The organism is Amycolatopsis sp. FDAARGOS 1241 (assembly GCF_016889705.1).
In the GTDB taxonomy this organism is placed as follows: Bacteria; Actinomycetota; Actinomycetes; order Mycobacteriales; family Pseudonocardiaceae; genus Amycolatopsis.
On the sequence record NZ_CP069526.1, the window covers coordinates 9,736,114 to 9,762,091 of the forward strand.

A 25,978-nucleotide genomic window follows, 5' to 3' on the forward strand; every position below is an offset into this window, starting at 1 on the left:
CGGTTGTGCCCCCCGATCGATACCTCTTCGGAAGATCCTTTACCGAATTGGGGGAACCCTTTGAACGGGACAAGACTGCTCGTCGCCGGGGCCGTGCTCGCGCTCGGCCTGGGCGTCGCGGTGCCGGCGAGCGCCGACGTGCTGAGCGACCGCGCCCAGGCCGTCTCGCTGTACGAAACCGGCGGCCCGGTCGTGTCGGCCGCGGCGGGCAAGGCGCTGCTCGGCACCGCCGACGAGCTGCGCGAGTTTCTGGTCACCGGCCGGCAGAATGCGCAGGACACCGACGAGCGGCTGCTGGTCGACCAGGCCGTGGCCGCGGGAGGACCGGCCGTGAAGGCGAACGGGCAGAAGGCGCTCGATGGCACGCCCGACGACATCCGTGCGTTCCTCGCCACCGGCCTGCAGAAGGCCCGCGAGATCGACGAGAACCTCCTGGTGAACCAGGCCATGTCGGCCGGCGGCCCCAGCGTGAAGCGGGCCGCGCAGATCGCGCTCGACGGCACCCCGGCCGACGTCCACGAGTTCCTGCAGACCGGTCTCGCCCAGGCACAGGCCGACGACGACCGCGTGCGCGCCACGCAGCTCATGTCGGCCGGCGGACCCGAAGCGCACGCCGCGGGGCAGCAGGCACTGGACGGCACGATCGAGGACGTCCGCTACTACCTGTCGATCTGGAACGGCGTCGCGGCCGCCGGCGACACCGAGCTCACGGCTGTCACGCACCAGCGTGACCTCGCGCTCCAGGCCTGGGTCCACCGGGGTAGGGCCGAGGCGCTGGCGGCGGCGGATGCGGCGGCGAAGCTCGCCCGCGACGCCCGGCAGGCGAACGCCGCTCGGCTCGACGCCCAGCTGGCGGCGGGCCAGGCCGCCGGGCAGGCGGCGTCGGCGGCCGACGCCAAGGCCAAGGCGGACGCGCAGGCCAAGGCCGACGAAGCCGCCCGGCTGCTGGCCGAGAAGGACCGGCAGCTGGCCGAGGCCGTGGCGCCGGGCACGGATCCCGCCCTCGCGCTGACCGACGGCCGCTCGGCCGCGCTGTACCTGCTGCGCAACGGCGGGACGGCGGTCCGCACCGCTTCGCGTGCGGCGCTGAGCGGCACCGACGAGGACGTCACCGCGTTCGTCCGCGCCGGGCTGGACACCGCGCAGGAAGCCGACGACCGCGCCGCCGTCGCGGCCATCGCGAACGGTGACGGCAAGGCCGCGCTGAAGCAGGCCGCGGCCGACGCGCTGGCCGGGACCTGGGCCGACGTCAAGGAGTTCCTGCGCACCAAGCAGTACCCCGGCAAGGACACCGACGACCGCGTCACGGTCGACCAGATCTTGGCCGCCGGTGGCCCGGCCACACGCGAGGCGGCGCAGCGCGCGCTCGACGGCACGGCCGAGGACATCCGTGAGTTCCTGGCGACCGGTCAGTATGTCGTGAAGCTGATCGACCAGCGCATCGCGGTCAACCAGGCCATCTCGGCGGGCGGGCCCGAGGTCAATGCCGTCGCACAAGGCGTGCTCGACGGGCCCGACTCCGGCCTCGCGCCGTTCCTGGCCGGCCAGCTGCCGCGAGCGAAGCAGCGGGACGCGTTCACCGCCGATCACGTGGCGAAGGTGAACGCGCTGGTCGCGGACGCGGCGAGGATCGCGGCCGCGGTGCGCTGACCTGGCCAGGCGAAGGTTGTCGGCCGGTGCCGGTAGTCTCGCGGGGTGGCTCTCGCGCTGTACCGCAAGTACCGTCCGGCGACCTTCGCCGAGGTCGTCGGCCAAGAGCATGTGACCGAACCGCTGCGGACCGCGCTCAAGGCGGGCCGCATCAATCACGCGTACCTCTTCTCCGGTCCGCGCGGCTGCGGCAAGACGTCGAGCGCGCGCATCATGGCGCGGTCGCTCAACTGCGTCGAAGGGCCCACACCGGACCCGTGCGGCAAGTGCAACTCGTGCCGCGCGCTGGCGCCCGAGGGCCCCGGCAGCGTCGACGTCACCGAACTCGACGCCGCCAGCCACGGTGGTGTCGACGACGCCCGCGAGCTGCGGGACAAGGCGTTCTACGCGCCCGCCGAATCGCGCTACCGCGTGTTCATCATCGACGAGGCGCACATGGTCACCACGCAGGGCTTCAACGCTCTGCTGAAGATCGTGGAGGAGCCGCCCGAACACCTGATCTTCATCTTCGCGACGACCGAGCCGGACAAGGTGCTCACCACCATCCGCTCGCGCACGCACCACTACCCGTTCCGCCTCATCCCGCCGAGTTCGATGCGGGAGCTGCTGGAGCGCAACGTCGCGGCCGAGGGCGCCCAGGTCGAACCCGCCGTGTACCCGCTGGTGATCCGTGCGGGCGGGGGGTCCGCCCGCGACACGCAGTCGGTGCTCGACCAGCTGCTGGCGGGCGCGGGGCCGGAGGGCGTCACGTACCAGCGGGCGGTGTCGCTGCTGGGCGTCACCGACGTCGCGCTGATCGACGACATGGTCGACGCGCTGTCGGCCGAGGACTCCGCCACGGTGTTCAGCACGGTCGAAAAGCTCGCCGAAGCGGGCCACGACCCGCGCCGGTTCGCGACGGACCTGCTCGACCGGCTGCGCGACCTGGTCCTGATGCGGTCGGTGCCCGAAGCCGGCGAACGCGGCCTGGTGTCCGCGCCCGCCGAGGAACTGGCGCGCATGGCGGCGCAGGCCGAGCGCATCGGGCTGGCCACGCTGTCCCGCTACGCGGATATCGTCCACAACGGACTCCTGGAGATGCGCGGCGCCACCTCGCCCCGGCTCGTGCTCGAGCTGCTGTGCGCGCGGATGCTGCTGCCGTCGGTCACCGAGGCCGAAAAGGCTTTGCTGGCGAGGATCGAACGCCTCGAACGCCGCTCCGTGGTCGCCGGCGGCGGGGGTGAGGCGGGGGTCGAGCCGCCGGTGCGCCCCACCGGGGAGCGGGAGTTCCAGCGTCCTTCACAGCGGGCTGCCGCTGCGGAACCGGCAGCTGCCGCTTCGCCGGCCCAGGCGCCGGCTGCCGCGCCGCCGCAGGCTCCGGCTGGTCGAGCTCAGGCGAGTGCCGCCGCGCCGCCGGCGAGCGAGGCTGCTGCCCCGGCTGCCGGCCAGGCTCCGGCTGCGGGTCAGTCCGCGCCGGCTGGCGGCCAGGGTCCGACTCCGGCTGCGGGCTGGTCCGCCCCGGCTGCCGGTAGGGCTCCGGCTTCGGGCCAGTCCGCACCAGCGGCCCAGACTTCGGCCCCGCCCGCTGCCGCACCCGCACGACCGGCCGACGATGGCTGGGGCACTGCGCGAACCCCGGGCGGTGGCGAGCCTTCCGGTGGTGCGGCCCAGCCCACGCCGTCCGCGGAACCGGCCGCCGCGTCGGGTCCGGCCGGTGGCCTCGACGCGGCCGCGATCCGCAACGTCTGGCCCCAGCTGCTCACCGCGTTGCGCAAGTTCACCGGCGGCCGCAGCCTCGAAGCCATGCTCACACAGGCGACGGTCGCCGAGGTCGACGGCTCGCACGTGACGCTCACGCACAAGTCCGAGCCACTCGCCCGGCGCCTGTCCGATCAGGACAACGCCCGCAAGATCGCCGGTGCCCTCACCGACGTCCTCGGTGGCGAGTGGCAGGTCCGCTGCGTCCACGGCACTGCGCCGGCCGCGTCCCCGGCCCGCTCGGCTCCGCAGCGCCAGCAGGCCGCGCCCGCGCCGGAACGCTCCTTCACCCGCCCGTCGGCGGCCCCGGCCCAGCAGCCTCCCCCCGCGGCCCCGCAGCCGGCCGCCCCGGAGCCCCCGCGCGCCCCGGAGCCGCCTGCGCGCCCCAAGGTCACCACCACCGAGCCGGACATCCCGCTCCCGCCGGAACCCACCGACGAGGACGACGACATCTACTCGGAGGACTCGAGCCCGGTCCCGCCGCCCCCGCCACCCGCCCCGGAGGACGACCCGGACGAGATCGCCCGCAAGCTCATCGCCGACCACCTGGGCGCCCGCCCGCTGGACTGAGCCCGCGCCGCCGCTCGCCCCTGAGAGCCCGGCCGCGCGCCGGTCCCACACACGAGCGGACCTTTCGCGTGGCGAACGGCCCCTGGTCCCGCCTGCGCTGTGTCGCCGCGGCCCCAGGCGCCGAGCGACGCCCGGTGGTGCCGGCGCTCTTCACCGGGCCGTGGACACGGGGCTCCAGCTCGCCGCACGGGCAGGCGGCGTTCCTTCCCGGTCCCGTGAAGGACTTCCCGGCCGTGCGGTGCTTGTGCTTGAGTGGGCCTTTCGCTCGGCGAATGGTCCGGTCCCGCGTGGGTCGCGCCGTCGAGGCTTCGGGTGCCGATCGACGCCGACAGCACCTGGCGCTCGTCACGGGTCGTGCGACGCCTGCCTCCTGGACGAGGCCCCGTCGGCCGCGTGGGCTGGCGGCATGCCGTCCCCCTCCGCGAAGGGATTTCCCGGCCGTGCGGGGCTTGTGCTTGAGTGGGTCTTTCGCTCGGCGAATGGTCCGGTTCGGCGTGGGTCGCGACGTCGAGGCTTCGGGTGCCGATCGACCCTGCCAGCACCCGGCGCTCGTCTCGGGTCGTGCGATACCTGTCTGCTGGACGGGCTCCTGCTCGCCGCACGGGCAGGCGGCGTTCCTTCCCAGTCCCGTGAAGGAGTTACCGGCGGTGCGGGGCTTGTGTACGAGCGGACCTTTCGCTCGGCGAACGGCCCGGTCGCGCCGTCGAGGCGTCGGGTGCCGATCGACCCTGCCAGCACTTGGCGCTCGTCTCGGGTCGTGCGATGCCTGCCTGCTGGACGAGGCCCCGTCGTCGGCCGCGTGGGCTGGCGGCATGCCGTCCCCGTCCGCGAAGGGAGTTACCGGCCGTGCGGGGCTTGTGCACTAGGGGACCTTTCGCTCGGCGAATGGTCCGGTCGCGCCGTCGAGGCTTCGGGTGTCGATCGACCCTGTCAGCGCCCGGCGCTCGTTTTGGGGCGTGCGATGCCTGCCTGCTGGACGGGCCCTTGTCCGCCGCGTGGGCAGGCGGCATGCTTTTTCCGTCCGGGGAGGGAGTTACCGGCGGTGCGGGGCTTGTGCACGAGCGGACCTTTCGCTCGGCGAACGGCCCGGTCGCGCCGTCGAGGCGTCGGGTGCCGATCGACCCTGCCAGCACTTGGCGCTCGTCTCGGGTCGTGCGATGCCTGCCTGCTGGACGGGCCCTTGTCCGCCGCGTGGGCAGGCGGCATGCCATCCCCGTCTGGGGAGGGAGTTACCGGCCGTGCAGGGCTTGTGCACGAGCGGACCTTTCGCCCCGCGAACGGGCCACCGTCACGCCGGAACTCTGTCGTCGCGGTTTCGGGTGTCGATCTACGTCCGGTGGTGTCGGCGGTCTTCACCGGGCCGCGGATGCGCGCCTGTCGGATGGGGCCCCCGCCTGCCGCACGGTGGCTGCGTGGGTCGGCGGCGTGCTTCCCCCCGTCCTGGGACGAGTTACTACCGGGCCCGCGAACGAGTGGACCTTTCGCGCAACGAACGAGATTCGGTGGCACCGGCGCTTGGCTCGGGTCGTTGGCTCCCTGCCCGCTGGACGAGGGTTTGCCCGCCGCAGCCTGACTGCGTGGGCGACGACGTCATTTTCAGGCCTGGGAAACAGTTACCGATCGGGCTCGCGCACGAGTGGACCGTTCGCGCGGCGAACGGAAAGAGTGGCTCGTCGCGTGCCCGGGTACCGACCGATGCTCGGCGGCACGTTCTCCAGCCACCCCGGCCGGGCCGACCCCTCAGCCGAGGTAGGTCTCGATCGCCTCCGCGATGGCGGCCGCGTACTTCGCGCGGCCTGCAGGGGACATCATCAGCGCGGCTTCGGCGGAGTTGCGCATGTTGCCGCACTCCACGAGGGCCGTGGGGCGGGTCGAGAGGTTCAGGCCGGCCAGGTCGGAGCGCGGCGAGAGGCCCGCGCTGCCGATGTAGGTCGACGTGGTGAAGCCGGCGGAGCGGAGGCCGTCGCGGAGGGTGTGGGCGAGCTGGGTGGACGGGGCGCCCTGGGCGGCGTTCAGGGGCGGCGACGAGTAGGCGACGTGGAAGCCGTGCGCGCCCGCGGACGTGGCGCCGTCGGCGTGGATGGAGACGACCGCGTCGGCGCGGGCGTCGTTGCCGATTTCGGCGCGGCGGTCGACGCAGGGGCCCACGCCGGTGTCGTTCGTGCGCGTGTAGACGACCTTGATCCCCTTGGCGGCCAACGCGGTCCCGACCTCCTCGGCCACCGCGAAGGTGAACGCGTGCTCGGCGTAACCGGCGTTGGTGGCCGTGCCGGTGGTGTTGCACGGCTTCGTCTCGCCGCGGCCGGCCGGGACCTTGCGGTTGATCTCGGCCGGGTGTGACGCGTTGCCGCCGTTGTGGCCCGGGTCCAGGACCACGACCTTGCCGGTCACGGCCGGAGCGACGGACGACGCGGACGACGCGGACGACGCGGACGTCGAGGGCACCGGCGGGACCGGCACCGGCGGCGACGTGGCCGACGGGGCAGCGGACGACGCCGGGACGGGGGCGGCCGCCGGGACAGCCGGTGTCCGGCTCGAGCACGCCGTGAGCAGCAGGACGCCGGCGAGCAGCGGGAGGGGGTTCGCGCGCACGGCGACCACCGTGCCACAGCGAAGCGCGTGGCGCCTGAGCAGGCAACCGGACAACGCGGCTACGCTGGGGAGGAACACCCAGTGGCGGAAGGATCGAGAGCGATCATGGTGCAACCCGGCGGCGGCTTCGACCTGTCGCAGATCATGCAGCAGGCGCAGCAGATGCAGGAGAAGCTCGTCCAAGCGCAGGAAGAGCTCGCGAGCACCGAGGTCACGGGCACCGCGGGCGGCGGGATGGTCACGGCGACCGTGTCCGGTGACAGCCAGCTGAAGAGCCTCGTCATCGACCCGAAGGTCGTCGACCCCGACGACGTCGAGACGCTGGCCGACCTCGTGGTCGCGGCGGTGCGCGACGCGAGCGCCAACGCGCAGAAGCTCACCGAGCAGAAGCTCGGCCCCCTGGCCGGCGGCCTCGGCGGCGGGATGCCGGACCTCGGCAGCCTCGGGTTCGGCGGCTGACCCTTGTACGAGGGTGTGGTCCAGGACCTGATCGACGAGCTCGGGCGGCTGCCCGGGGTCGGGCCGAAGAGTGCGCAGCGCATCGCTTTCCACCTGCTGGCAACGGATCCCGCTGACATCGGGCGCCTGCAGGACGTGCTCGGCAAGGTCAAGGAAGGCGTGCAGTTCTGCGAGATCTGCGGCAACGTCTCCGAGCAGCAGACCTGCCGCATCTGCCGTGACGAGCGGCGCGACCTCACGGTGATCTGCGTGGTCGAGGAGCCGAAGGACGTCCTGGCCGTCGAGCGCACCCGCGAGTTCAAGGGCCGCTACCACGTCCTGGGCGGCGCGCTCGACCCGCTGTCGGGTATCGGGCCGGAGCAGCTGCGCATGCGTGAGCTGCTCAAGCGCATCGGCGAAGCCGACGTGCGCGAGATCATCATCGCCACCGACCCCAACACCGAGGGCGAAGCCACGGCCACCTACCTGGTCCGCATGCTGCGCGACTTCCCCGGCCTCACCGTCACCCGCCTCGCCTCGGGCCTGCCCATGGGCGGCGACCTGGAGTTCGCGGACGAGCTGACGCTGGGCCGCGCCCTCTCCGGCCGCCGCGCACTCTGACCCACGACGGCCCCGCCACCGGACGACGGAAGCGGGGCCGCTGTGTGTCGTTTTCCCGATTCCGCGCCGGCGCCACGCCGAGACGGCCGGTCACGTTCACCTCGCGCGGCTCACCGGGCGCTGGCCGCATACCCACCTCGCGGTGACAGCGGTGTCTGTCCGGTGCCCGGGATTTCCCGGTGGGGATTCGCAAGACGGCTCGCCGCGCCGCTGCTACGTGCCGGCGCGTCCCGGGCTCCGACCCGCCTCAACGGTCTGTGGAAAGGCGAAGCCGGGGGCGCGTCGGCGGGCTGCTGGCTACGTTCGCCGCATTCGGCTTGCCGGGCAAGGCGTCCACCGCGCCCTCTGACCCACGACGGCTCCGCCCCCGGGCCGCCGGCAACCCGCCCTGAACGACAACGGCCCCGCCACCGATACCGAGGTGGCAGGGCCGTTTCAGTGCGCGATCAGCAATAACCCAGCTGTGCCAACGTGTCCACGATGATGTCCGACGGGTGGTATTTGTCCATCCAGGACTCGCCGCGGCGGTTCTGGTACGTGTCCAGGAAGTTCTGCAGCTTGTCGCCGCGCATTTCGGTGAGGACGACGGTTTCGCCGAGGTGCTGGGGCGTCTCGGTGCGCTCGCGGTGGACCGCGCAGGGCAGGCCGAGGTAGTAGCACTCGGCCGACAGGCCGCCCGAGTCGGTGACGACGTACTCGGCGCGCGCGACCAGCGGCAGGAACTTCAGGTAACGCATCTTCGGCTGGGCGATGAACTTGTCGTCGAACAGGTTGTCCAGACCCAGCGACCGGATCTTCTCGCGTTCGGGCGCGCCGGCCATGTACAGGATCGGCATTGCGCGGCTCTGCTCGCGCAGGATCTCCAGCGCCTCGCGGTACTTGTCCGCGCGCGACACGAGTTCGAAGCGGTGCAGCGTGGCGAGCCCGAAGCGCTCCGGCAGGTTCGGCACGTCCAGCGGCTGGCCGATCGCCAGGCGCATCGCGTCGATCGCCGTGTTCGCCTCGGTGTCGACGACGACGCCGCGCGCGTTGCGCAGGTTGTTCACCTCGCGGGCGCTCGGCGCGAAGTGGATGTCGACGATCTTCGCCGCGATCTTGCGGTTCAGCTCCTCCGGCAGCGGAGACAGGATGCTGCCCGAGCGCGCGCCCGCCTCCACGTGCCCGACGCGCGACTTCAGGATGCGCTTGCCGATCAGCGAGCCGTACGGCGTGGTGAACGTGTCGCCGTGCACCAGCACGAGCGGGGGACGGCCGTCCTCGGTCAGCGCGGCGCGCAGTTCGGCGCGGCGGCTCCACGCGGTGCGCAGCACCTGCGCGGCCCAGCCCGGCACCTGCGCCGGCGACTCCAGGTTGTGGGCCTTGTCCTCCGGCACGAGCCACACGTCGGGCTCGGGCAGCTTCAGGTCCGCGAGCACGTCGGCGACCTCGTCCACGTGCTGGGCGGTGAACCAGATCTTCGGCCTCATGCCGCGCTCGGCGATCCCGTGGTAGACCGGCGCGATCTTGATCAGTTCCGCGGTGGTGCCGAGAATAAAGGAAATCACCGTGAGGCCCATTTCTGGTCGGATTGCGGTGTCCGAAGGATACTGGGCACGTCCGGCCGCGCGGCACAGGGTAGCCTCGCCCCGTGAGTGCGAACCCGCTCCTCCCCTCGCTCAGCGTCGTGATTCCGGTCTACAACGAGCAGGACTGGATCGAACGCAGCATCGGCGCACTGGTCACGGCCGCCGGCGTCGCGGGCTGGCCGGTGGAGATCGTCGTGGTCGACGACGGCAGCACCGACGGGACGCCCGAGAAGCTGGCCGCACTCCAGCGGCGCCACGGCATCACCGTGCTGACCCAGCCCAACAGCGGCCGGTTCGAAGCCCGGCGCGCAGGCCTGGCCAAGGCGTCCGGGCAGCAGATCCTGCTGGTCGACAGCCGCGTGATCGTCGACGAGACCGCACTGGCCTTCTTGCGCGACCAGCTCGTGGCGCACCCCGAGCGCACGGTCTGGAACGGGCACATCAACGTCGAGTCCGCCCGCAATCCGTACGCGGGCTTCCTCGCCGGCATGGTGAAGATTCCGTGGCGGCGCTACTGTGCGAATCCGAGCCTGATGTCCTTCGGCATCGAGGAATTCGACGTGTTCCCCAAGGGCACCGGATTCTTTTCCGCGCCGCGGGAAGTTCTGGAGAACGCGAGCGCCGCATTCGAATCGTTGTTCGACGATTCCCGTCTCGCGAGCGACGACACCGGTGTGCTGCGCTGGATCGCCGAGCGTCACCGCATCTTCCTGGCCCCGGAGCTGTCCGCGACCTACCACGGCCGTGACTCCTTCAAGAAGTTCGCCGCCCAGTCGTACTTCCGCGGTACCACTTTCGTGGACTCCTACCTCGCCTCCCCCGGCCCGGCCCGCAACGGCCTGTTCGCCGCGCTCGCCGTCGGCGTCCTCGGCCTGGGACTGGCCGCGCGCCGCCCCAAGACGGCCGTCGCGCTGGCCGCCGCCGGTTCCGCCGCAGCCGGCGCAGCGGTGACCCGCTTCGGTGCCACGAAGTCCGAGGCGCGCGCCGTTGCGCTGCTCGCCCCCGTCTTCGGGGCCGGCTTCGGCGCGGGTGCCGTGCGCGGCCTGGTCCTCGCGCTGCGCGCCCGCCTCGGCCGGTCCGCCCGATGAGCACGCCGGTGACCGACGAGGACCAGCGTGAGCTCGCCAAGGAGACCGGCAAGTCGGCGGGGAAGATCGGCGTCTCGCTGCTGGTCGCCATCGCCCTCGGCTACGTCTTTTCGTTCCTGACGCCGCGGCTGCTCGGCCCGGCCGACAACGCGGTGTTCGCCGCGTTCTGGGGCATCCTCATGGGCCTCGGCGGGGCGCTGTCGCCGCTCGAACAGGAGCTTTCGCGCCAGTCCGCGGTCGCCGCGATGGACGGCGGCCGCGTGGGCAAGCCCGCTTTGCGCGCGCTCGCGGTCGGCGCGGCGACGATCGCCGTGGTGGCGGCGGTGACCATCGCGGTTCCGGTGCTCAACCAGCGGCTCTACTCCGGACACCTCGAACTCGGAGTCATCGCGCTGTGCGGGGGCATCGCCTTCGCCTGCCAGTTCGCCATGCGCGGCCTGTTGGTCGGCCACAGCCGCATCAAGCCGTACTCCTGGCTGGTCATCGCCGAGGCAGCAGTCCGCGCGGTGCTCTTGGGACTCGTGGTGGTCGCAGGCCTCACAGGCGTCGCGTCCTTCGCGATCGCGGCGGCGGTCGGGTCCTTTGCCTGGCTGCTCTTCGTGCGCTCGGCGCGCGGGGTGGTGGATACCCGGATCGAGGGCGACGGCTGGCGGCCGGTCACCTCGCGCATCCTGCTGCTCCTGCTGAGCGCGGGGCTCACGGCCAGCGTGATCACCGGCTACCCGGCACTGGTCAACGTGCTCGCCCCCGGCGGCGACGCCGCGAAGGTGGGTGTGCTGTTCGCCGCCCTGCAGGTTTCGCGTGTCCCGCTGTTGCTGCTGTCACCGCTGCAGGCACTCGCGGTGCCCACTGTGGTGCGCCTCTCGGGGTCCGTCGAAGGCATGCACCGCCTCCGCCGCCTCCTCGGTGTCGGCACGCTCGGCACCCTTGTCGTCGGGGCGATCGGTGCGCTGGTCGGCCTGCTCATCGGGCCGTGGCTGGTCCGGCTGCTGTTCGGCGCGAACTACGCCTCGGCCGAAGGCTGGTGGGTGGCCGGCATGGTCTGGGGTGCGGTCCTCCTGACCGCGCTGCAGCTCATGACCGCGGTGCTCGTCGCCCGCACGCAGGCGAACAAGGTGCTCGTCACCTGGGCCGTGGTCGCTGTTTCGACGGCGTTGGTGCTCCTGTTGCTGCCGGGTGACACGATCTTGCGCGCGGTGGCCGGGCTGGCCGCCGGGCCGACGGTCGGGCTCGTGGTCGCCGCCGCGTTCGTTCTCCGTCGTCCAGGCAACGTGCAGGCCCGGTCGGACGTCTGAGTATCGTGCAGGCGTCCCGGGCCGATGACGAAGTCGGTGTGAAGAGCCGGTGAGGGTTGGACAGCGAATCCGATGAACGTAGTACTGATCTTGCTCGCCTTCTGGGTGCCCGGACTGGTCTTCGGCGCCGCGATCGGGCTGCGCGGCTGGACGCTCGCCGCGGCGGGTCCGCTGCTGACGTTCGGCGTCGTCGCGCTCGGCGTGCCGGTCCTCGGTGACCTCGGGATCCGCTGGAACCTGCTCGACGTGGCACTGTGGACGGTGCTGCTCGCGGTCGTCGGCTTCGCGCTCGGGTTCGCCGTGCGCCGGTGGACCGCCCGCCGGCACCCCGGCAGGGAGCCCCAGGGCCTGGAACGGGTCTACTCGGTCCGCGACCACGTGCTGATGGGCCTCGGCGTCGCTGTGGGCATGGCGGTCGGCACCGCGGTGTTCTTTCGGGGCACCAACGGCATCGACCGGGTGCAGCAGGGCTGGGACGCACCGTTCCACGGGAACCTGGTGCGCTGGATCGCCGAACACGGCGACGCGCGGCCGTCCACTGTGGGCACCATCGCGAACCTGCCGAACCAGGCGAACTACTTCTACCCCGACACCTACCACGCGCTGCTCGCCCTCGTGTTCGGCAAGGGCGGCCTCACGATGATGCCGACGCTGAACCTCGCGGTGCTCGCGGTGATCCTCAGCGTTCCGCTCGGCGTCGCCGCGATGTGCCGGGCCTGGCACATGCCCGCACTGGGTGTCGCCGCCGCGGCGGCCGTCACCACGTGGTTCACCGCTTTCCCGTACGACTCGCTGTGGCGGGGTCCGCTGTGGCCGTACGTTGCGGGCGTCGCGATGATCCCCGCGATGCTCGCGATCGCGAAGCTGCTGCTGCGTCCGCGCGGCATCGCAGGCCCCGTCGCGATCAGCCTCGGTGTGGCGGGGCTGACTGGCCTGCACACGAGCATCGTGTTCGTGATCGCCGTCTACTTCATCCTCATCCTGATCGCGGTGCTGCTGCGCTGGGAGAAAATCGAGTGGCGGCGCTCGGCGCCCTCGCTCATCGCGACCGTCGTGCTCGCCGCCGTGCTGGGTGTGCCGCTCGTGCTGCCGTCGCTGTACAACGCGGGCGGCGTGACGAGCGCGACCTGGGCCTCGGAGGCGACGGTCTCCGGTGGCCTCGGCGAGACCATCACCTTCTCGCCGATGGCCGACTTCCCGCAGTGGTGGATCGGCATCCCGGCCATCATCGGTATCTTCTTCATGGTGCGCCACCGCCGGATGATGTGGATGGTCGGCGCGTACGTCGTCTTCGGTGGACTGTTCGCGGCCACTGTCTCCCTCGAGACGCCGCTGATCCACACGCTCACCGGCATCTTCTACAACGACCACTGGCGCATCGCGGCGCTCGTGCCGCTGGTCGGCAGCGTCGCGGTCGGCGAATTCGTCCACACCTTCGGGAGCTGGTTCGCCCGCAAGGCCGGCTCCCGCGTGAAGCTGCAGCCGGCCACGCTCGCCCTGCTCGGCGCCGTCCTCGTGGCGATCGTGGTGGGTGGTCTGAGCCGCGGTGGCTACATCGGGCGCAACACCGCGCGTCTGGAGATCAACTACGGCGACGGGCCGACCGTGTCGAAGGCCGAGGAAGCCGCCTACCAGTGGCTCGCCCAGCACACCGCGCCCGGTGAACGCGTGATGAACGACAAGGCCGACGGTTCCGTGTGGATGTACGCCCTGGCCGGGGTCACGCCGGTGGAGTGGACCTTCTACGGCGCCGAACCCGATACCGAAGCCGGCTACCTGTCCGTGTGGCTGGACGACATCGACAAGTACCCGCAGGTGCGCAAGGACCTCACCGACCTGCACGTGCGCTACGTCATCGTCGGCAAGGGCAAGGCGACGCCCACCGCCGAGGAGTCGGTCGGCGTCGCCGACATCGTCGCCGGTCCGGACTTCCACGAGGTGTTCCACAACGACGGCGCCACCATCTACCAGATCGAAGGCCAGCAGGGCGTCATCGCCGCCGGCGCGTCACCCGGGTCCGCCGACCCTCACGGTCAGTGAGAAGTTAAGGTGATCTCCGTGTCCACCACCCCCGTGAGCACCCGACGTGTTCTGATCGTGATGCCCGCCCTCAACGAGCAGGCCAGCGTCGGCGCCGTCATCAGCCAGGTCAGGTCCTCGCTCCCGGGCATGGACGTGCTGGTCGTCGACGACGGATCGGTGGATGCCACGGCCCAGCTCGCCCGCGCCGCGGGCGCCGAAGTGGCCCGTCTGGCCGTGAACCTCGGCGTCGGCGGGGCGATGCGCACCGGCTTCCGCTACGCCGCCGCGCGCCGCTACGACGTCGTGGTGCAAGTGGACGCCGACGGCCAGCACGACCCCGAGGAGGTCGGCGCGCTGCTCGCGGCCCTCGACGCGGGCGCCGACATCGCGATCGGCTCCCGGTTCGCCGGCAAGGGCGCCTACCGCGCCGTCGGCCCGCGCAAGTACGCCATGGTCGTGCTCTCCTTCGTCTTCTCGCGCCTGGCCGGGCGCAAGCTCACCGACGTCACGTCGGGCTTCAAGGCCATGGGGCCGCGCGCGATCGCGATGTTCGCGAACTACTACCCGGCCGAGTACCTCGGCGACACCGTCGAATCGCTCGTGATGGCGATCCGGGCGAAGCTCACGATCGCCGAGGTGCCGGTCGTGATGCGCGAACGCGCCGGCGGCACACCCAGCCACTCGCCGGTGAAGTCGGCCGTCTACCTCTCCCGGGCCGGGCTCGCGCTGCTGCTGGCGCTCGTCCGGCGCCGTCCGTCCCTCGACTCGTCCGACGCAGCGTAAGGGGATTTCATGGCCGGCTGGCGCGTACTCAGCATCGTCGTCGCATGCCTGGTGCTGTTCGTCGTCGTCGAGATGATGCGGCGGCGGAAGCTGCGCGAGAAGTACGCGGGCGTGTGGCTCGTCGTCGCTGTCGGTGTCGTGGTGCTCGCGGTGATCCCCGAGGCCGCGGAGTTCCTGGCGAAGATCACGGGCGTGCAGACGCCGTCCAACTTCGTGTTCCTCCTGGCCGGTGTCGTGCTGGCACTGGTCGCGCTGCACCTGTCCACCGAGGTCGGGCACCTGGAGGAAGAGGTCCGGACCTCCGTGGAGGAGACGGCGCTGCTGCGTTGCGAGCTCGAGGACACCAAGAAGGAACTCGAAGCCCGGATCGCGTCGCTCGAGGCCAAGATCGGTGCGCCGGACGACGTGGAGGGCCTGCCCGAAGTGAGTCCCGCACGCGTTCGCTGATCTCCGCGCTGCGCGCCGCCCCGCCTCGGCTGGGTGGTGTGCGCGTTCTCGCGGTCGACGGGCCTTCCGGGGCCGGTAAGTCGACCTTCGCCGCGAAGGTGGTCGCCGCGCTCGGCGCGCGAACGGCGCTGGTGAGCACGGACGCGTTCGCCACGTGGGAGTGTCCCGTCGCGTGGTGGCCGCAGCTGGAGCGCGGGGTGCTGGCACCGCTTGCACACGGACGGCCCGGGGAGTACCGGAAGGTGGACTGGACCTCCGGGGAACCACGGCCCGGCGAGCTCGTGCGGCTGCCCGTGCCGGACGTCCTGGTGCTGGAAGGCGTCTCCAGCGGCCGCCGCTCGATCCGACCGCGCCTGTCGCACCTGTGCTGGCTCGAAGGCGGCACGGAAGCCGAACGCCTCGACCGCGCCGTCGCGCGCGACGGTGAAGCGTCGCGCGAAGAGCTCCGCCGCTGGCAGGCCTTCGAACGAGGCTGGTTCGCAGTCGACGAGACCCGCGAAGCAGCGCAAACGCGCTTGCCATAAGGGAAAGACCCACGTTCCGGTTCCGTCTCCCACATTGGTGGAACCACTGCTCGAAAGGCGGTTTCAAGGCGGGCGCGGGAATGGATTGGACCGCCCGTCCGGCACCGTCATCCGCCTTGCGAACCCGCCTAAATCGGGCTGTCGTGATCGTCACCGGCCGTCCGGTACGACCCGAAAACCACCTTCAGGACTAGGCCATTGGAGTGGCGATAGTGCCACTCTCCGTACCAAAGCGACAAAATCCATTACGGTACGTACACAATTCTGGACACATTGCGGTGAGTTTCGTCCTTACGTAGCGCGATCGTAACCTCACGTGCTTAAGTGCGGGCCGAGTTCCCGCTAGTGTCGGCGAGCACACCGATCGTCCGAGTTGTTCCTGACCGACCGGACGGTTTAGACCGAACATCTCCCAAGGGGTGCCAGATGCAGCAATTGCGCCTGACCCGAACACGTCGAGCGGCCCTGATCGGGTTCGCCGGTGTGCTCGCGGTCTCGCTCACCGCGTGCGCGGAGTCGAAGCGCGACGAGGCCGGAGGTGGTGGCACCGGCGGCACGATGGTCTTCGGTGACACCGGCAACCCGAAGATGTTCGACCCCGCCTTCAATGACGACGGCGAGACGTTCCGGATCACCCGGCAGATGCTCGACACGCTGATCCAGAACAAGGCCGGCACCGCCGAGCTGGAGCCGTCGCTCGCCACGAAGTGGGAGCCGAGCAACGACGGCAAGACCTGGACCTTCACCCTCAAGCAGGGCGTGAAGTTCAGCGACGGCACGGCCTTCGACGCCAGCGCGGTCTGCTTCAACTTCGACCGCTGGTACAACATGAAGGGCGCCGCGGCCCAGAGTCAGATGATCTACTACGGCGACGTCTTCGAGGGCTTCGCCCACAACGAGGGCGACGCGGGCGGTGACCCTGTCTACAAGAGCTGCGAGGCGAAGGACCCGTCGACCGCGGTCATCAACCTGAACAAGGCCAAGGGTGCGTTCCCCGCCGCGTTCACGCTGCCGTCGTTCGCGATCCAGAGCCCGACCGCGCTGAAGCAGTACGACGCGGACAAGGTCACGCAGTCCGGTGATTCCTTCACCTACAGCGACTACGCGTACAAGCACGTGACCGGCACCGGCCCGTTCAAGTTCTCCAGCTGGGACCAGGGCAAGGGCGAGATCACGCTGGTGCGCAACGACACCAGCTACGCGCCGGCGAAGCTCGACAAGCTCGTCTTCAAGGTCATCCCCGACGAGAACGCCCGCAAGCAGGCGCTGAAGGCCGGCGACATCCAGGGGTACGACTTCCCGGCCCCGGCCGACTACGGGCTGCTGCGCAACGAGGGTGAGCAGGTCCTCATCCGCCCGTCGTTCAACGTGCTGTACCTGGGCATCAACCAGTCCGGCAACCCGAAGCTCAAGGACCCGCGCGTGCGCCAGGCCCTGGCCTACGGCATCAACCGCGAGCAGTTCGTGAAGTCGAAGCTGGCCGAGGGTTCCGAGGTCGCCACCGAGTTCGTGCCGAAGGCCATCTCGGGTTACACCGACGACGTCACCAAGTACCCGTACGACCCGAACAAGGCCAAGCAGCTCCTGCAGCAGGCCGGCGCTACGGGTCTGACGCTGAAGTTCTACTACCCGACCGAGGTCACCCGGCCCTACATGCCGAACCCGGCCGACACGTTCACCTCGATCTCCGAGGACCTGAAGAACATCGGCATCACCATCCAGCCGGTGGCCGAGCCGTGGAACGGTGGCTACAAGGACGACGTGCAGAAGTTCGGCAAGCAGGACCTGCACCTGCTCGGCTGGACCGGTGACTACAACGATGCCGGCAACTTCGTCGGCACGTTCTTCGGCCGGGAGAAGAAGGAGTTCGGCTTCACCAACCCCGACCTGTTCAACGCTCTCGCGCAGGCGGACGCTTCGCCGGCCGGTGACGCGCACGCCAAGGCGTACCAGAACGTGAACAAGATGATCATGGACTACCTGCCCGCCATCCCGATCGCCTACCCGACGCCGGCGATCGTGGTCGGTCCGAAGATCAAGGGTGTGGTGGCCAGCCCGCTCACCGACGAACGCTTCAACAACGTCACGATCGGCTGACGTGGACTTCTGAGCAGCCGGGCTGGGGGGCAGGTGCTACCGCGCCTGCCCCCTTTGCCCACGTGCCCGGGCTGTACACAAAGGACTACAAGTGCTCCGTTTCCTCGTGCGTCGGGTGCTACAAGCGATTCCGACGCTTCTCATCCTGTCCATCCTGGTCTTCGCGTGGTTGCGCTCGCTCCCCGGTGGCCCGGCCGCCGCGCTGCTGGGTGACAAGGCGACCCCGGAGAAGATCGCCAGCCTCAACCACGTGCTCGGGCTGGACCAGCCGATCATCTTGCAGTACTTCAAGTTCCTCGGCCGAGCCGTCACCGGGGACTTCGGCAACTCGCTGGTGTCCGCGCAGCCGGTGATGTCGGAGATCGGCACCTTCCTGCCGGCCACCATCGAGCTCGGCCTGTCGGCGATGATCATCGCGGTCGTCCTCGGCGTGCCCTTCGGCTACCTCGCCGCCCGCTTCCGCGGCGGCATCCCCGACAACATCATCATCGTGCTGACGCTGATTGGCGTTGCGGTACCGGTGTTCTTCCTCGGCTACATGATGCAGGACCTGCTCGCCGCCCCGCTCGGGCTGCCGTCGCAGGGCCGCCAGGCGCCCGGCATCGACGCCACCAGCATCACCAACTTCGCCATCCTCGACGGCATCATGACGAGCGAGTGGGACGCCGTCTGGGACGCGATCAAGCACCTGATCCTGCCGGCGTTCGCGCTGGCGACCATCCCGCTCGCGGTGATCACGCGCATCACGCGCGCCTCGGTGCTCGACGTGTTCAACGAAGACTTCCTCCGCACGGCCAACTCCAAAGGCCTCACGCAGCCGGTGATCCGGCGGCGGCACGTGCTGCGCAACGCGTTGCTCCCGGTGGTCACGACCATCGGCCTGCAGACGGGTGCGCTGCTCGGTGGCGCGGTGCTGACCGAGCGGGTCTTCAACTTCCGCGGCCTCGGCTTCCTGCTGGCCGAAGGTATCGAACGGCGTGACTACCCCCGGCTGCAGGCGCTGCTGCTGTTCGGGGCTCTGGTGTACGTGCTGGTGAACATGCTGGTCGACATCTCGTACGGGATCATCGACCCGAGGGTGCGTGTGCGATGAACACTTTGCTTGCCAAGAAGAAAGAGCCGATCGACAAGCTCGCGAAGTCGTCGGCGAGCGGCCGGAGCCTCGGGGCCGAAGCGCTGCGGCGCATGCTCCGCAGCCCGGTCGCGATCACCGGTGGCGTGATCACGTTGCTGTTCCTGCTGCTGGCGATCTTCGCGCCGCTGATCGCGCCGAAGGACCCGCAGGTGCGTTACCTGCAGAGCCAGGTGGAGCTGGGCCGCGGCATCATCCCGGGCCCGCAGCCGGGGTTCCCGCTGGGCGTCGACGACTTCGGCCGCGACTTCCTGTCGCGGCTCATCGTCGGGGCGCAGCAGACGCTGATCGTCGGGGTGCTCGCCACCCTGATCGGCGTGCTCCTGGGTGTGCTCATCGGTGGTCTCGCGGGTGCGTTCGGCGGCTGGGTCGACACCGTCCTCATGCGACTGGTCGACGTGCTGCTGTCGTTCCCGTCGCTGCTGCTGGCGATCTCCATCGCGGCGCTGTTCGCGAAGCCGAGCCAGTGGACGGTGATCCTCGCCGTGTCGATCATCGGCGTGCCGATCTTCGCCCGGCTGCTGCGCGGATCCATGCTGGCGCAACGGGAAGCGGACCACGTGCTGGCCGCGACGTCGCTGGGCGTGAAGCGCACGACGATCGTGTTCCGCCACATGCTGCCGAACTCGGTCGGCCCGGTAATCGTGCAGGCCACGCTGACGCTGGCCACCGCGATCCTGGAAGCCGCCGCCCTGTCGTTCCTCGGCCTGGGCGACCCGGACCCGACGCGGGCTGAGTGGGGACTGATGCTGGGCAACGCTTCGCGCCAGTTCCTCGACATCCGCCCGGAGCTCGCGTACTACCCGGCCATCGCGATCATCGTGGTGGCACTCGGGTTCACGCTGCTCGGCGAGTCCCTGCGCGAAGCCCTCGACCCGAAGAACCGGCGGTAAACCATGGCACTCCTCGAAGTCCGCGACCTCTCGGTCGTGTTCCAGCGCCGCGGTGAGAAGCCGTTCACCGCGGTCGACGGCGTCAGCTTCGACGTCGAACCCGGCCAGACGGTCGGGCTCGTCGGCGAGTCCGGCTGCGGCAAGTCCGTGACGTCGCTGGCGATCATGCGGCTGCTCGCCAAGCGCGGCAACAAAGTCAGCGGCGCGGTGTCGTTCGAGGGCACCGACCTGCTGAAGATCTCCGACCGCGAGATGCGCGACCGGCGCGGCCGCGACCTGGGCATGGTCTTCCAGGACCCGCTGTCCTCGCTCAACCCCGTGATCTCGATCGGCCTGCAGATCACCGAGGTGCTCGAACGCCACCGCGGGCTGTCGCGCAGCAAAGCTCGGCTCGAGGCCGTGGACCTGCTCGACAAGGTCGGCATCCCGGACCCGAACCGGCGGCTGTCGGAGTACCCGCACCAGCTCTCGGGCGGGATGCGCCAGCGCGCGCTGATCGCGATCGCGCTCGCCTGCCGGCCGCGGCTGCTCATCGCCGACGAGCCGACCACCGCGCTCGACGTGACCATCCAGGCGCAGATCCTCGCGCTGCTGCGGGAACTCGTGCAGGACACGGGCACCGCGCTGATCATGATCACGCACGACCTCGGCGTCGTTGCGGGGCTGTGCGACGAGGTCAACGTGCTCTACGGCGGCAAGATCGTGGAGCGCAACGAGCGGCACGCGCTGTTCGCCGAGCCCCGGCACCCGTACACCCACGGACTGCTGGCCTCGATCCCGCGCCTCGACGAGGGCCGCGGCGAGAAGCTCGTGCCGATCCGCGGTTCCGTGGCCGACAACATCCCGTGGGAGGGCGGGTGCGCGTTCGCGCCCCGCTGCCCCAACGCGCTGCAGGTTTGCCTGGAGAGCGCGCCGCAGCTGGTTCCCGATCGGAGCGGGCTGTTGCGCTGCCACAACCCGGTGCAGCCCGCCGTGGCCACCGCAGGAGGGACGCGATGACCGAGGTGACCACCGAGGACACCCCCGACGTGCTGCTCGAGGTCACCGGCCTCAAGGTGCACTTCCCGATCAAGCGCGGCATCGTCGTCGACCGCACGATCGGGCACGTGTACGCCGTCGACGGAGTCGACCTGTCGATCCGCCGCGGCGAGACCTACGGCCTGGTCGGCGAGTCGGGCTGCGGCAAGTCGACGCTGGGTCGTGCGATCCTGCGGCTCAACGAGCCGACGGCGGGCAAAGTCGTGTTCGACGGCACCGACGTGGCCCACCTCAAGGGCGAGAAGCTGCGCAAGGCCCGCCGCCGGATGCAGATGATCTTCCAGGACCCGATGTCGAGCCTGGACCCGCGCCAGTCCGTGGAGTCGATCCTGCTCGAGGGCATGCGCGCGCACGGCCTCGACAAGGACAAGGCGGCCACCGACCAGCGGCTGCGTGAGCTGCTGGGCGCCGTCGGCCTGCCGGAGACGGCGCTGCGCAAGTACCCGCACGAGTTCTCGGGCGGACAGCGCCAGCGCATCGGCATCGCGCGGGCGCTGACGGTGGAGCCGGACCTGATCGTGGCCGACGAGCCGGTGTCGGCGCTCGACGTGTCGGTGCAGGCGCAGGTCGTGAACCTGCTGGAGGACCTGCAGAACGAACTGGGCCTCACGTACGTGGTGATCGCCCACGACCTCGCCGTCGTCCGGCACATCTCCGACCGCATCGGCGTGATGTACCTGGGCGCGCTGGTCGAGGAGACCACGTCGGCCGAGCTGTATGAGAACCCGCTGCACCCGTACACGCGGGCGCTGCTCTCGGCGATCCCGGTGCCGGACCCGGTCGTGGAGGACACCCGCGAGCAGATCCTGCTGGCGGGCGACCTGCCCTCGCCGGCCAACCCGCCGACGGGCTGCCGGTTCCACACGCGCTGCCCGTGGCGGCAGGCGAGCCTGTGCGACACCGACCGCCCGCAGCTGCGGGAGATCGGTGCCGGGCATCGCGTGGCCTGCCACTACGCCGAGGACATCCGCGACGGCCGCATCCAGCCGCACGACGTGGAGCCCGCGCTCGTGGAGCTCACCGGCGCGCTGAGCGGGGACGCGGGTGCCCCGGACGTCGGTTCGGTGACGGAGATCCTGTAACCCCCGAGCGGCGGCGAGTCCACTTCGGACTCGCCGCCGCTCGGTTTTTCAGGGCTGCAGGTCGATCGCGGCGCGGAAGCTGCCGTCCATGGCGAACGGCGTCGAGTTGTGCTCGTGCACGATCCGCCACGTGCCGTCGACGCGGCGCAAGCACAGCGTCGAGCGGAACCACAGCGTGAACGGCTCGCTCATCCCGGCGGGCACGGCCGACATCCTGGTGAGGCTCGTGACGAACGCCAGGTCGCCGGACACCGTCACCTCGGGGTCGCGGTACTCGTACATCACCGGGCTGTCGAAGGTGCCGAACCACTTCGTGAGGAACTCCGCCGACGCGCCGGTGGTGCGCAGCGGCGGCGCGAGGTCGAACTTCACGGCGCCGGCGGCGTAGCCCGCGACCAGCCGCTCGGGATCCTTGGCGTGCATCGCGCAGGTGCGCTCGGCCAGCAGGTTCCGGATCTCGGTTTCGGACATTTTGTGCTCTCCTTGTGTTCGCCGTCGTTGCGTTCACCGGGGACGTCGAAGCCCGGCCGGCGGCTTCGACGTCCCGGGAGAAGACGATTACGAGGAGGCACCCGATGAAGTACCTGGTCCTGATCTACGGCAACCCGGCGTCGCGTTCGGTGTGGGCGAGCATGAGCGACGAGCAGAAAGCCGCGGGCCTGCGTGCGTACGTCGAGTTCAACGAGGAGCTCGACAGCTCCGGCGAACGCATCGTGTCCGAGCGGCTGGCCGCGCCCGAGCTCACGAAACAGGTCATCGTGCGCGACGAACAGGTCAGCACCACCGACGGGCCGTTCGCGGAGATCAAGGAGCAGCTCGCCGGCATCTACCTGCTGGAGTGCGAGACGGAGGAACGCGCGCTGGCGATCGCGGCGCGCATCCCGGAGGCGCCGTACGCGACGATCGAGGTCCGGCCCGTGATGGGCCTGACCGGCGACGTGGACTTCGAGCTGTGATCGAGGGTCTCCTGCGCGAGCTGGCGCCGCAGGTCCTCACCGCGCTCGTGCGCCGCTACGGCGGGTTCGACACGTGTGAGGACGCCGTGCAGGAGGCCCTGCTCGCCGCCGCGCTGCAGTGGCCGCGCGATGGCGTGCCGGACAAGCCCAAAGCGTGGCTCATCACTACGGCCTCGCGTCGGCGGATCGAGCTGTTCCGCCGTGAAACCGCACGCCAGCGGCGTGAGGAGACCGTGGCGGCGCTGGCGCCACCCGACCCGGACCCGGCTCCGGCCGTGGACGACACGCTCACGTTGCTGCTGCTGTGCTGCCACCCGGCGCTGACGCGCCCGTCGCAGGTCGCGTTGACGCTGCGAGCCGTGGGCGGCCTGACGACGGCTGAGATCGCGCGGGCGTTCCTCGTGCCGGAGGCGACGATCGGCCAGCGCATCAGCCGCGCGAAGCAGAAGGTGAAGGGCACGTCGTTCAGCCTGCCGCCGGCGGACGAGCGGCCCGCTCGCGTCGCGGCCGTGCTGCAGGTGCTGTACCTGATCTTCACCGAGGGCCACACGGCGAGCGCGGGCACGGCCGTCGACCGCGTGGAGCTCACGGCGGAGGCGATCCGGCTCACACGGCAGCTGCACGCCGAGCTGCCCGAAGACGGCGAGGTCACGGGGCTGCTGGCCCTGATGCTGCTCACCGGCGCTCGGCGGGCCGCCCGGCTCGGCCCGGACGGCACGATGGTCCCGCTCGCGGAGCAGGACCGGTCGCGGTGGGACGCGGCCGCCATCGCCGAGGGCACCGCGCTCATCAGCCACGCGCTCGCGACCGCGCCCGTCGGCCCCTACCAGCTGCAGGCCGCGATCGCCGCCGTCCACGACGAGGCGCCGGCCGCCGAGGACACCGACTGGCCGCAAATCCTGCTGCTCTACGACCTGCTGCGCCAGGTCGCGCCCGGACCGATGGTGACGCTCAACCGGCTCGTCGCGCTGGCGAAGGTCGAGGGCCCGGCCGCCGCCCTCGCCGAACTCGACGCGACGGAACAGCCGGACCACTACCGCGTGGACGTCGTCCGCGCGCACCTGCTCGAGCTGGCCGGTGACGCCGAGGCCGCCCGCGGGCACTACGCTGCGGCCGCGCGCCGGACGTTGAGCCTGCCCGAACGCCGGCACCTCGAGTCACGTGCTTTGCGTGGTATGTCCGGAAAACCCTGACCGAAGTCGGACCCCACCCCCGACCGAAGGCTGACGACCGCGCCCGTCGGCCCCGGTACGCTGCGGGGAAGACGTACGAATCCGGCAAGCCGCAGGGGGTAGGGGTAGTGAACATCGACCACGTGCTGGAGGCGATCCCTCCGCTGTCGGTCTACCTGCTCGTGGGGCTCGTCGTGATGGTCGAAAGCCTCGGCATCCCGCTGCCGGGGGAGATCGTGCTCGTCAGCGCGGCCCTGCTCGCCTCGTCGCACGGCGGTCTCAACCCCCTGTGGATCGGCATCCTCGCCAGCGCGGGCGCCATCATCGGCGACAGCATCGGCTACCTCATCGGCCGCAAGGGTGGCAAACGGCTCTTCGACTGGGCGGGCCGGAAGTTCCCCAAGCACTTCGGGCCCCAGCACGTCGCGAACGCCGAACGGATCTTCCACAAACGCGGCATGTGGGCCGTGTTCTTCGGCCGGTTCGTCGCGGTGCTGCGCATCCTGGCCGGCCCGCTCGCGGGCTCGCTCAACATGCACTACCCGCGCTTCCTGCTGGCCAACGCCCTCGGCGGCATCATCTGGGCCGGCGGTACGACCGCGCTCATCTACTACCTGGGCGTCGTCGCGGACAAGTGGCTCAAGGGCTTCCAGTGGGCGGGCCTGGGCGCCGCGCTGGTGATCGGTGTGGTCGTGACGCTGGTACTGAAGAAGCGCATGTCCCGCAACCACGAAGCCCACGCGGTGGAGCAGAAGGACGACGCCGTCGCCTGAGCGCCGGGTGCAGTGGCCTTGGACGGTGTCGACGTGTGAGCGGTGCGCCGGGTTGATCATGACGCCGGCCTCCGCGTGTGGTGCTGGCGCCTGAGGCCGGCACCGATCACAACGGAGGTCTTCGTTCTCCACCCGAAATGTCCGTTTGGTCTCGCACGACCGACCTTTGTTGATCGAGCGTGTCCACGCGGGACGCCCCGTCGCCCGTGTCACCGCCGAGCTGGAGATCTCACGCGCGAACGGGCACAAGTGGGTCCGCTGCTACGACGACCGCCGGTCTGCTCGATCGTTGCAGCAGGCCACACCACCGCCCGGGCTCGTGTCCCGGGCCGGATTGAGCCGCAGATTTATCCAGCTGCGGCGGACCGGCGCCTGGGCCCGGCCCGCATCGGCGCGATCCTCGACCTGCACGCCTCGACGGTGCACCGGGTCCTGACCCGCCACCACATGCCGAGACTGGTCTGGCTGGACCGCCCGGCCGGACAACCGATCCCACTGCAACCACCAGCGCACCCACACCGCCCTGAACCGGCGCCCACCCATCACCCGCGGCAACAACTCCACAGGGCGCACAGCTAGGCCCCGGCGGGCAGCATGTCCTCGTCCGGTAGCTCGGCGGGCTTGCGGCGCAGCGAACCGAGCAGCACCCCACCGATGACGACGGCCGCGGCGACGATCTCGAGTACCGAGGGCACCTCGTCGAGCACGAAGTACGAGGCGGTCAGCCCGACCACCGGCACGAGCAGCGAGAACGGCGCGACGACACCCGCGGGGTGGTGCTTCATCAGCGTCGTCCAGATGCCGGAGCCGACGACCGTGCCGAAGACGATCACGTAAGCCATGCCGGCGACGCCGATGAGGCCCGTGGTGGTGCCCAGCGTCGTGAGTGAACTCCAGTCGGCCGCGGGGCCTTCGAAGACGAACGACAGTGCGAGCATCGGCAGCGGCGGCACCACCGACATCCACAGCATGAGGTGCATCGGCGTATCCGGCGTCGCGCGGCGCACCGCGAGGTTGCCGAACGCCCAGCTCAACGCGGCCAGCAGCGTCAGGACCACCGGGAGCAGTGCGGCGTGGCCCGACTGCTGCCAAGCGATGGCCGTCATGCCCGCCACTGCGAGCAGGATGCCGGCCAGCTGGCGCCCGGACACGCGTTCACGCAGGAGGAACGCGCCGAGCAGCACGGTGAACGGCGCGGACGACTGCAGCACCAGCGACGCCAGGCCTGTCGGCATGCCCAGGTCCATCGCCACGAACAGGAAGGCGAACTGGCCCGTGCCGAAGCCCAGGCCGTAGCCGATCAGGTAGCGCAGCTTCACCTTCGGCCACGGCACGAACAGGATCGTCGGGAGCGCGATCAGCCCGAAACGCAGCGCGCCGGCGAACATCGGCGGGAACTGGCCCAGGGCTGCGTGGATGGCGAGGAAGTTGCAGCCCCACAGGACGGCGACGAGCACGGCGAGCAGACGGTCACGTGCGGGCATGACCTCCACTCTGCATTCG

At 70.6% G+C, this 25,978-nt stretch carries 23 protein-coding genes; 19 read left to right on the forward strand and 4 right to left on the reverse strand.

The window, feature by feature from the left end:
• The first annotated feature begins 60 nt into the window (after positions 1-60).
• Both I6J71_RS47085 and I6J71_RS47090 read left to right on the forward strand, forming a co-directional pair.
• Positions 61-1,650: an ALF repeat-containing protein gene (locus I6J71_RS47085; protein ID WP_204092775.1), complete on the forward strand. Its 1,590-nt coding sequence runs from the start codon at positions 61-63 to the stop codon at positions 1,648-1,650.
• A 45-nt stretch (positions 1,651-1,695) separates the two neighbouring features.
• On the forward strand, positions 1,696-3,957 hold the full coding sequence (locus tag I6J71_RS47090) for a DNA polymerase III subunit gamma and tau (protein WP_204092776.1): 2,262 nt from the start codon (positions 1,696-1,698) through the stop codon (positions 3,955-3,957).
• 1,740 nt (positions 3,958-5,697) lie between these two features.
• Here I6J71_RS47090 and I6J71_RS47095 read toward each other — a convergent pair.
• Positions 5,698-6,558 carry an N-acetylmuramoyl-L-alanine amidase gene (locus I6J71_RS47095; RefSeq protein ID WP_204092777.1) on the reverse strand — a complete coding sequence of 287 codons (861 nt, stop codon included), beginning with the start codon at positions 6,556-6,558 and terminating at the stop codon, positions 5,698-5,700.
• Between the two features lie 96 nt (positions 6,559-6,654).
• Here I6J71_RS47095 and I6J71_RS47100 point away from each other — a divergent pair, with 96 nt between their 5' ends.
• Together I6J71_RS47100 and recR are read left to right on the forward strand one after the other, a co-directional pair.
• Positions 6,655-7,008 (forward strand): YbaB/EbfC family nucleoid-associated protein, encoded by a 354-nt coding sequence (locus I6J71_RS47100; RefSeq protein ID WP_204092778.1) that lies wholly within the window; start codon positions 6,655-6,657, stop codon positions 7,006-7,008.
• Between the two features lie 3 nt (positions 7,009-7,011).
• On the forward strand, positions 7,012-7,608 hold the full coding sequence (gene recR, locus I6J71_RS47105; RefSeq protein WP_204092779.1) for a recombination mediator RecR: 597 nt from the start codon (positions 7,012-7,014) through the stop codon (positions 7,606-7,608).
• Between the two features lie 446 nt (positions 7,609-8,054).
• Here the strand turns inward: recR and I6J71_RS47110 are convergent, their stop codons facing one another.
• Positions 8,055-9,164 carry a UDP-N-acetylglucosamine 2-epimerase gene (locus tag I6J71_RS47110; RefSeq protein WP_204092780.1) on the reverse strand — a complete coding sequence of 370 codons (1,110 nt, stop codon included), beginning with the start codon at positions 9,162-9,164 and terminating at the stop codon, positions 8,055-8,057.
• Positions 9,165-9,235: 71 nt separating this feature from the next.
• On the opposite strand from I6J71_RS47110, the gene I6J71_RS47115 reads away from it, so the two are divergent.
• From I6J71_RS47115 to I6J71_RS47165, 11 genes are all read left to right on the forward strand, one after another.
• On the forward strand, positions 9,236-10,261 hold the full coding sequence (locus tag I6J71_RS47115) for a glycosyltransferase family 2 protein (protein WP_204092781.1): 1,026 nt from the start codon (positions 9,236-9,238) through the stop codon (positions 10,259-10,261).
• Positions 10,258-11,556 (forward strand): lipopolysaccharide biosynthesis protein, encoded by a 1,299-nt coding sequence (locus tag I6J71_RS47120; RefSeq protein ID WP_204092782.1) that lies wholly within the window; start codon positions 10,258-10,260, stop codon positions 11,554-11,556. Before I6J71_RS47115 ends, I6J71_RS47120 begins: the two co-directional genes overlap by 4 nt.
• 72 nt (positions 11,557-11,628) lie before the next feature.
• On the forward strand, positions 11,629-13,596 hold the full coding sequence (locus I6J71_RS47125; protein ID WP_204092783.1) for a DUF6541 family protein: 1,968 nt from the start codon (positions 11,629-11,631) through the stop codon (positions 13,594-13,596).
• Positions 13,597-13,614: 18 nt separating this feature from the next.
• Positions 13,615-14,361, forward strand: coding sequence for a glycosyltransferase family 2 protein (locus I6J71_RS47130; protein ID WP_255570708.1), 747 nt, complete (start codon positions 13,615-13,617; stop codon positions 14,359-14,361).
• A 9-nt stretch (positions 14,362-14,370) separates the two neighbouring features.
• Complete coding sequence (locus I6J71_RS47135) at positions 14,371-14,808, forward strand: DUF2304 domain-containing protein (protein ID WP_204092784.1); 438 nt, start codon at positions 14,371-14,373, stop codon at positions 14,806-14,808.
• 29 nt (positions 14,809-14,837) lie between these two features.
• Positions 14,838-15,332 carry a uridine kinase gene (locus I6J71_RS47140; RefSeq protein ID WP_370542264.1) on the forward strand — a complete coding sequence of 165 codons (495 nt, stop codon included), beginning with the start codon at positions 14,838-14,840 and terminating at the stop codon, positions 15,330-15,332.
• A gap of 426 nt (positions 15,333-15,758) precedes the next feature.
• Entirely contained in the window at positions 15,759-17,429 is a 1,671-nt protein-coding gene (locus tag I6J71_RS47145; protein WP_204092785.1) for an ABC transporter substrate-binding protein, read from the forward strand.
• Positions 17,430-17,520: 91 nt separating this feature from the next.
• Positions 17,521-18,522, forward strand: a complete 1,002-nt coding sequence (locus I6J71_RS47150; protein ID WP_204092786.1) for an ABC transporter permease — start codon at positions 17,521-17,523, stop codon at positions 18,520-18,522.
• A complete protein-coding gene (locus tag I6J71_RS47155) occupies positions 18,519-19,454 on the forward strand; it encodes an ABC transporter permease (protein WP_204092787.1) in 936 nt (311 codons plus the stop codon). The genes I6J71_RS47150 and I6J71_RS47155 overlap by 4 nt, the downstream gene beginning before the upstream one ends.
• 3 nt (positions 19,455-19,457) lie before the next feature.
• Complete coding sequence (locus tag I6J71_RS47160) at positions 19,458-20,453, forward strand: ABC transporter ATP-binding protein (protein WP_204092788.1); 996 nt, start codon at positions 19,458-19,460, stop codon at positions 20,451-20,453.
• On the forward strand, positions 20,450-21,574 hold the full coding sequence (locus I6J71_RS47165; protein WP_204092789.1) for an ABC transporter ATP-binding protein: 1,125 nt from the start codon (positions 20,450-20,452) through the stop codon (positions 21,572-21,574). Before I6J71_RS47160 ends, I6J71_RS47165 begins: the two co-directional genes overlap by 4 nt.
• Positions 21,575-21,622: 48 nt before the next feature.
• Here I6J71_RS47165 and I6J71_RS47170 read toward each other — a convergent pair whose 3' ends face one another.
• Positions 21,623-22,045: a nuclear transport factor 2 family protein gene (locus I6J71_RS47170; protein ID WP_204092790.1), complete on the reverse strand. Its 423-nt coding sequence runs from the start codon at positions 22,043-22,045 to the stop codon at positions 21,623-21,625.
• Between the two features lie 104 nt (positions 22,046-22,149).
• Between I6J71_RS47170 and I6J71_RS47175 the strand changes: the two genes are divergently transcribed.
• The 4 genes from I6J71_RS47175 to I6J71_RS51605 all read left to right on the forward strand — a co-directional run bounded on the left by I6J71_RS47175 (position 22,150) and on the right by I6J71_RS51605 (position 24,911).
• On the forward strand, positions 22,150-22,530 hold the full coding sequence (locus I6J71_RS47175; protein ID WP_204092791.1) for a YciI family protein: 381 nt from the start codon (positions 22,150-22,152) through the stop codon (positions 22,528-22,530).
• A complete protein-coding gene (locus tag I6J71_RS47180) occupies positions 22,527-23,723 on the forward strand; it encodes an RNA polymerase sigma factor (protein ID WP_204092792.1) in 1,197 nt (398 codons plus the stop codon). The genes I6J71_RS47175 and I6J71_RS47180 overlap by 4 nt, the downstream gene beginning before the upstream one ends.
• A 107-nt stretch (positions 23,724-23,830) precedes the next feature.
• Entirely contained in the window at positions 23,831-24,475 is a 645-nt protein-coding gene (locus I6J71_RS47185; protein ID WP_204092793.1) for a DedA family protein, read from the forward strand.
• Positions 24,476-24,644: 169 nt separating this feature from the next.
• Positions 24,645-24,911: a hypothetical protein gene (locus I6J71_RS51605; RefSeq protein ID WP_204092794.1), complete on the forward strand. Its 267-nt coding sequence runs from the start codon at positions 24,645-24,647 to the stop codon at positions 24,909-24,911.
• A gap of 139 nt (positions 24,912-25,050) precedes the next feature.
• Here the strand turns inward: I6J71_RS51605 and I6J71_RS47195 are convergent, their stop codons facing one another.
• Complete coding sequence (locus I6J71_RS47195; protein ID WP_204092795.1) at positions 25,051-25,959, reverse strand: EamA family transporter; 909 nt, start codon at positions 25,957-25,959, stop codon at positions 25,051-25,053.
• Positions 25,960-25,978 lie beyond the last annotated feature (19 nt).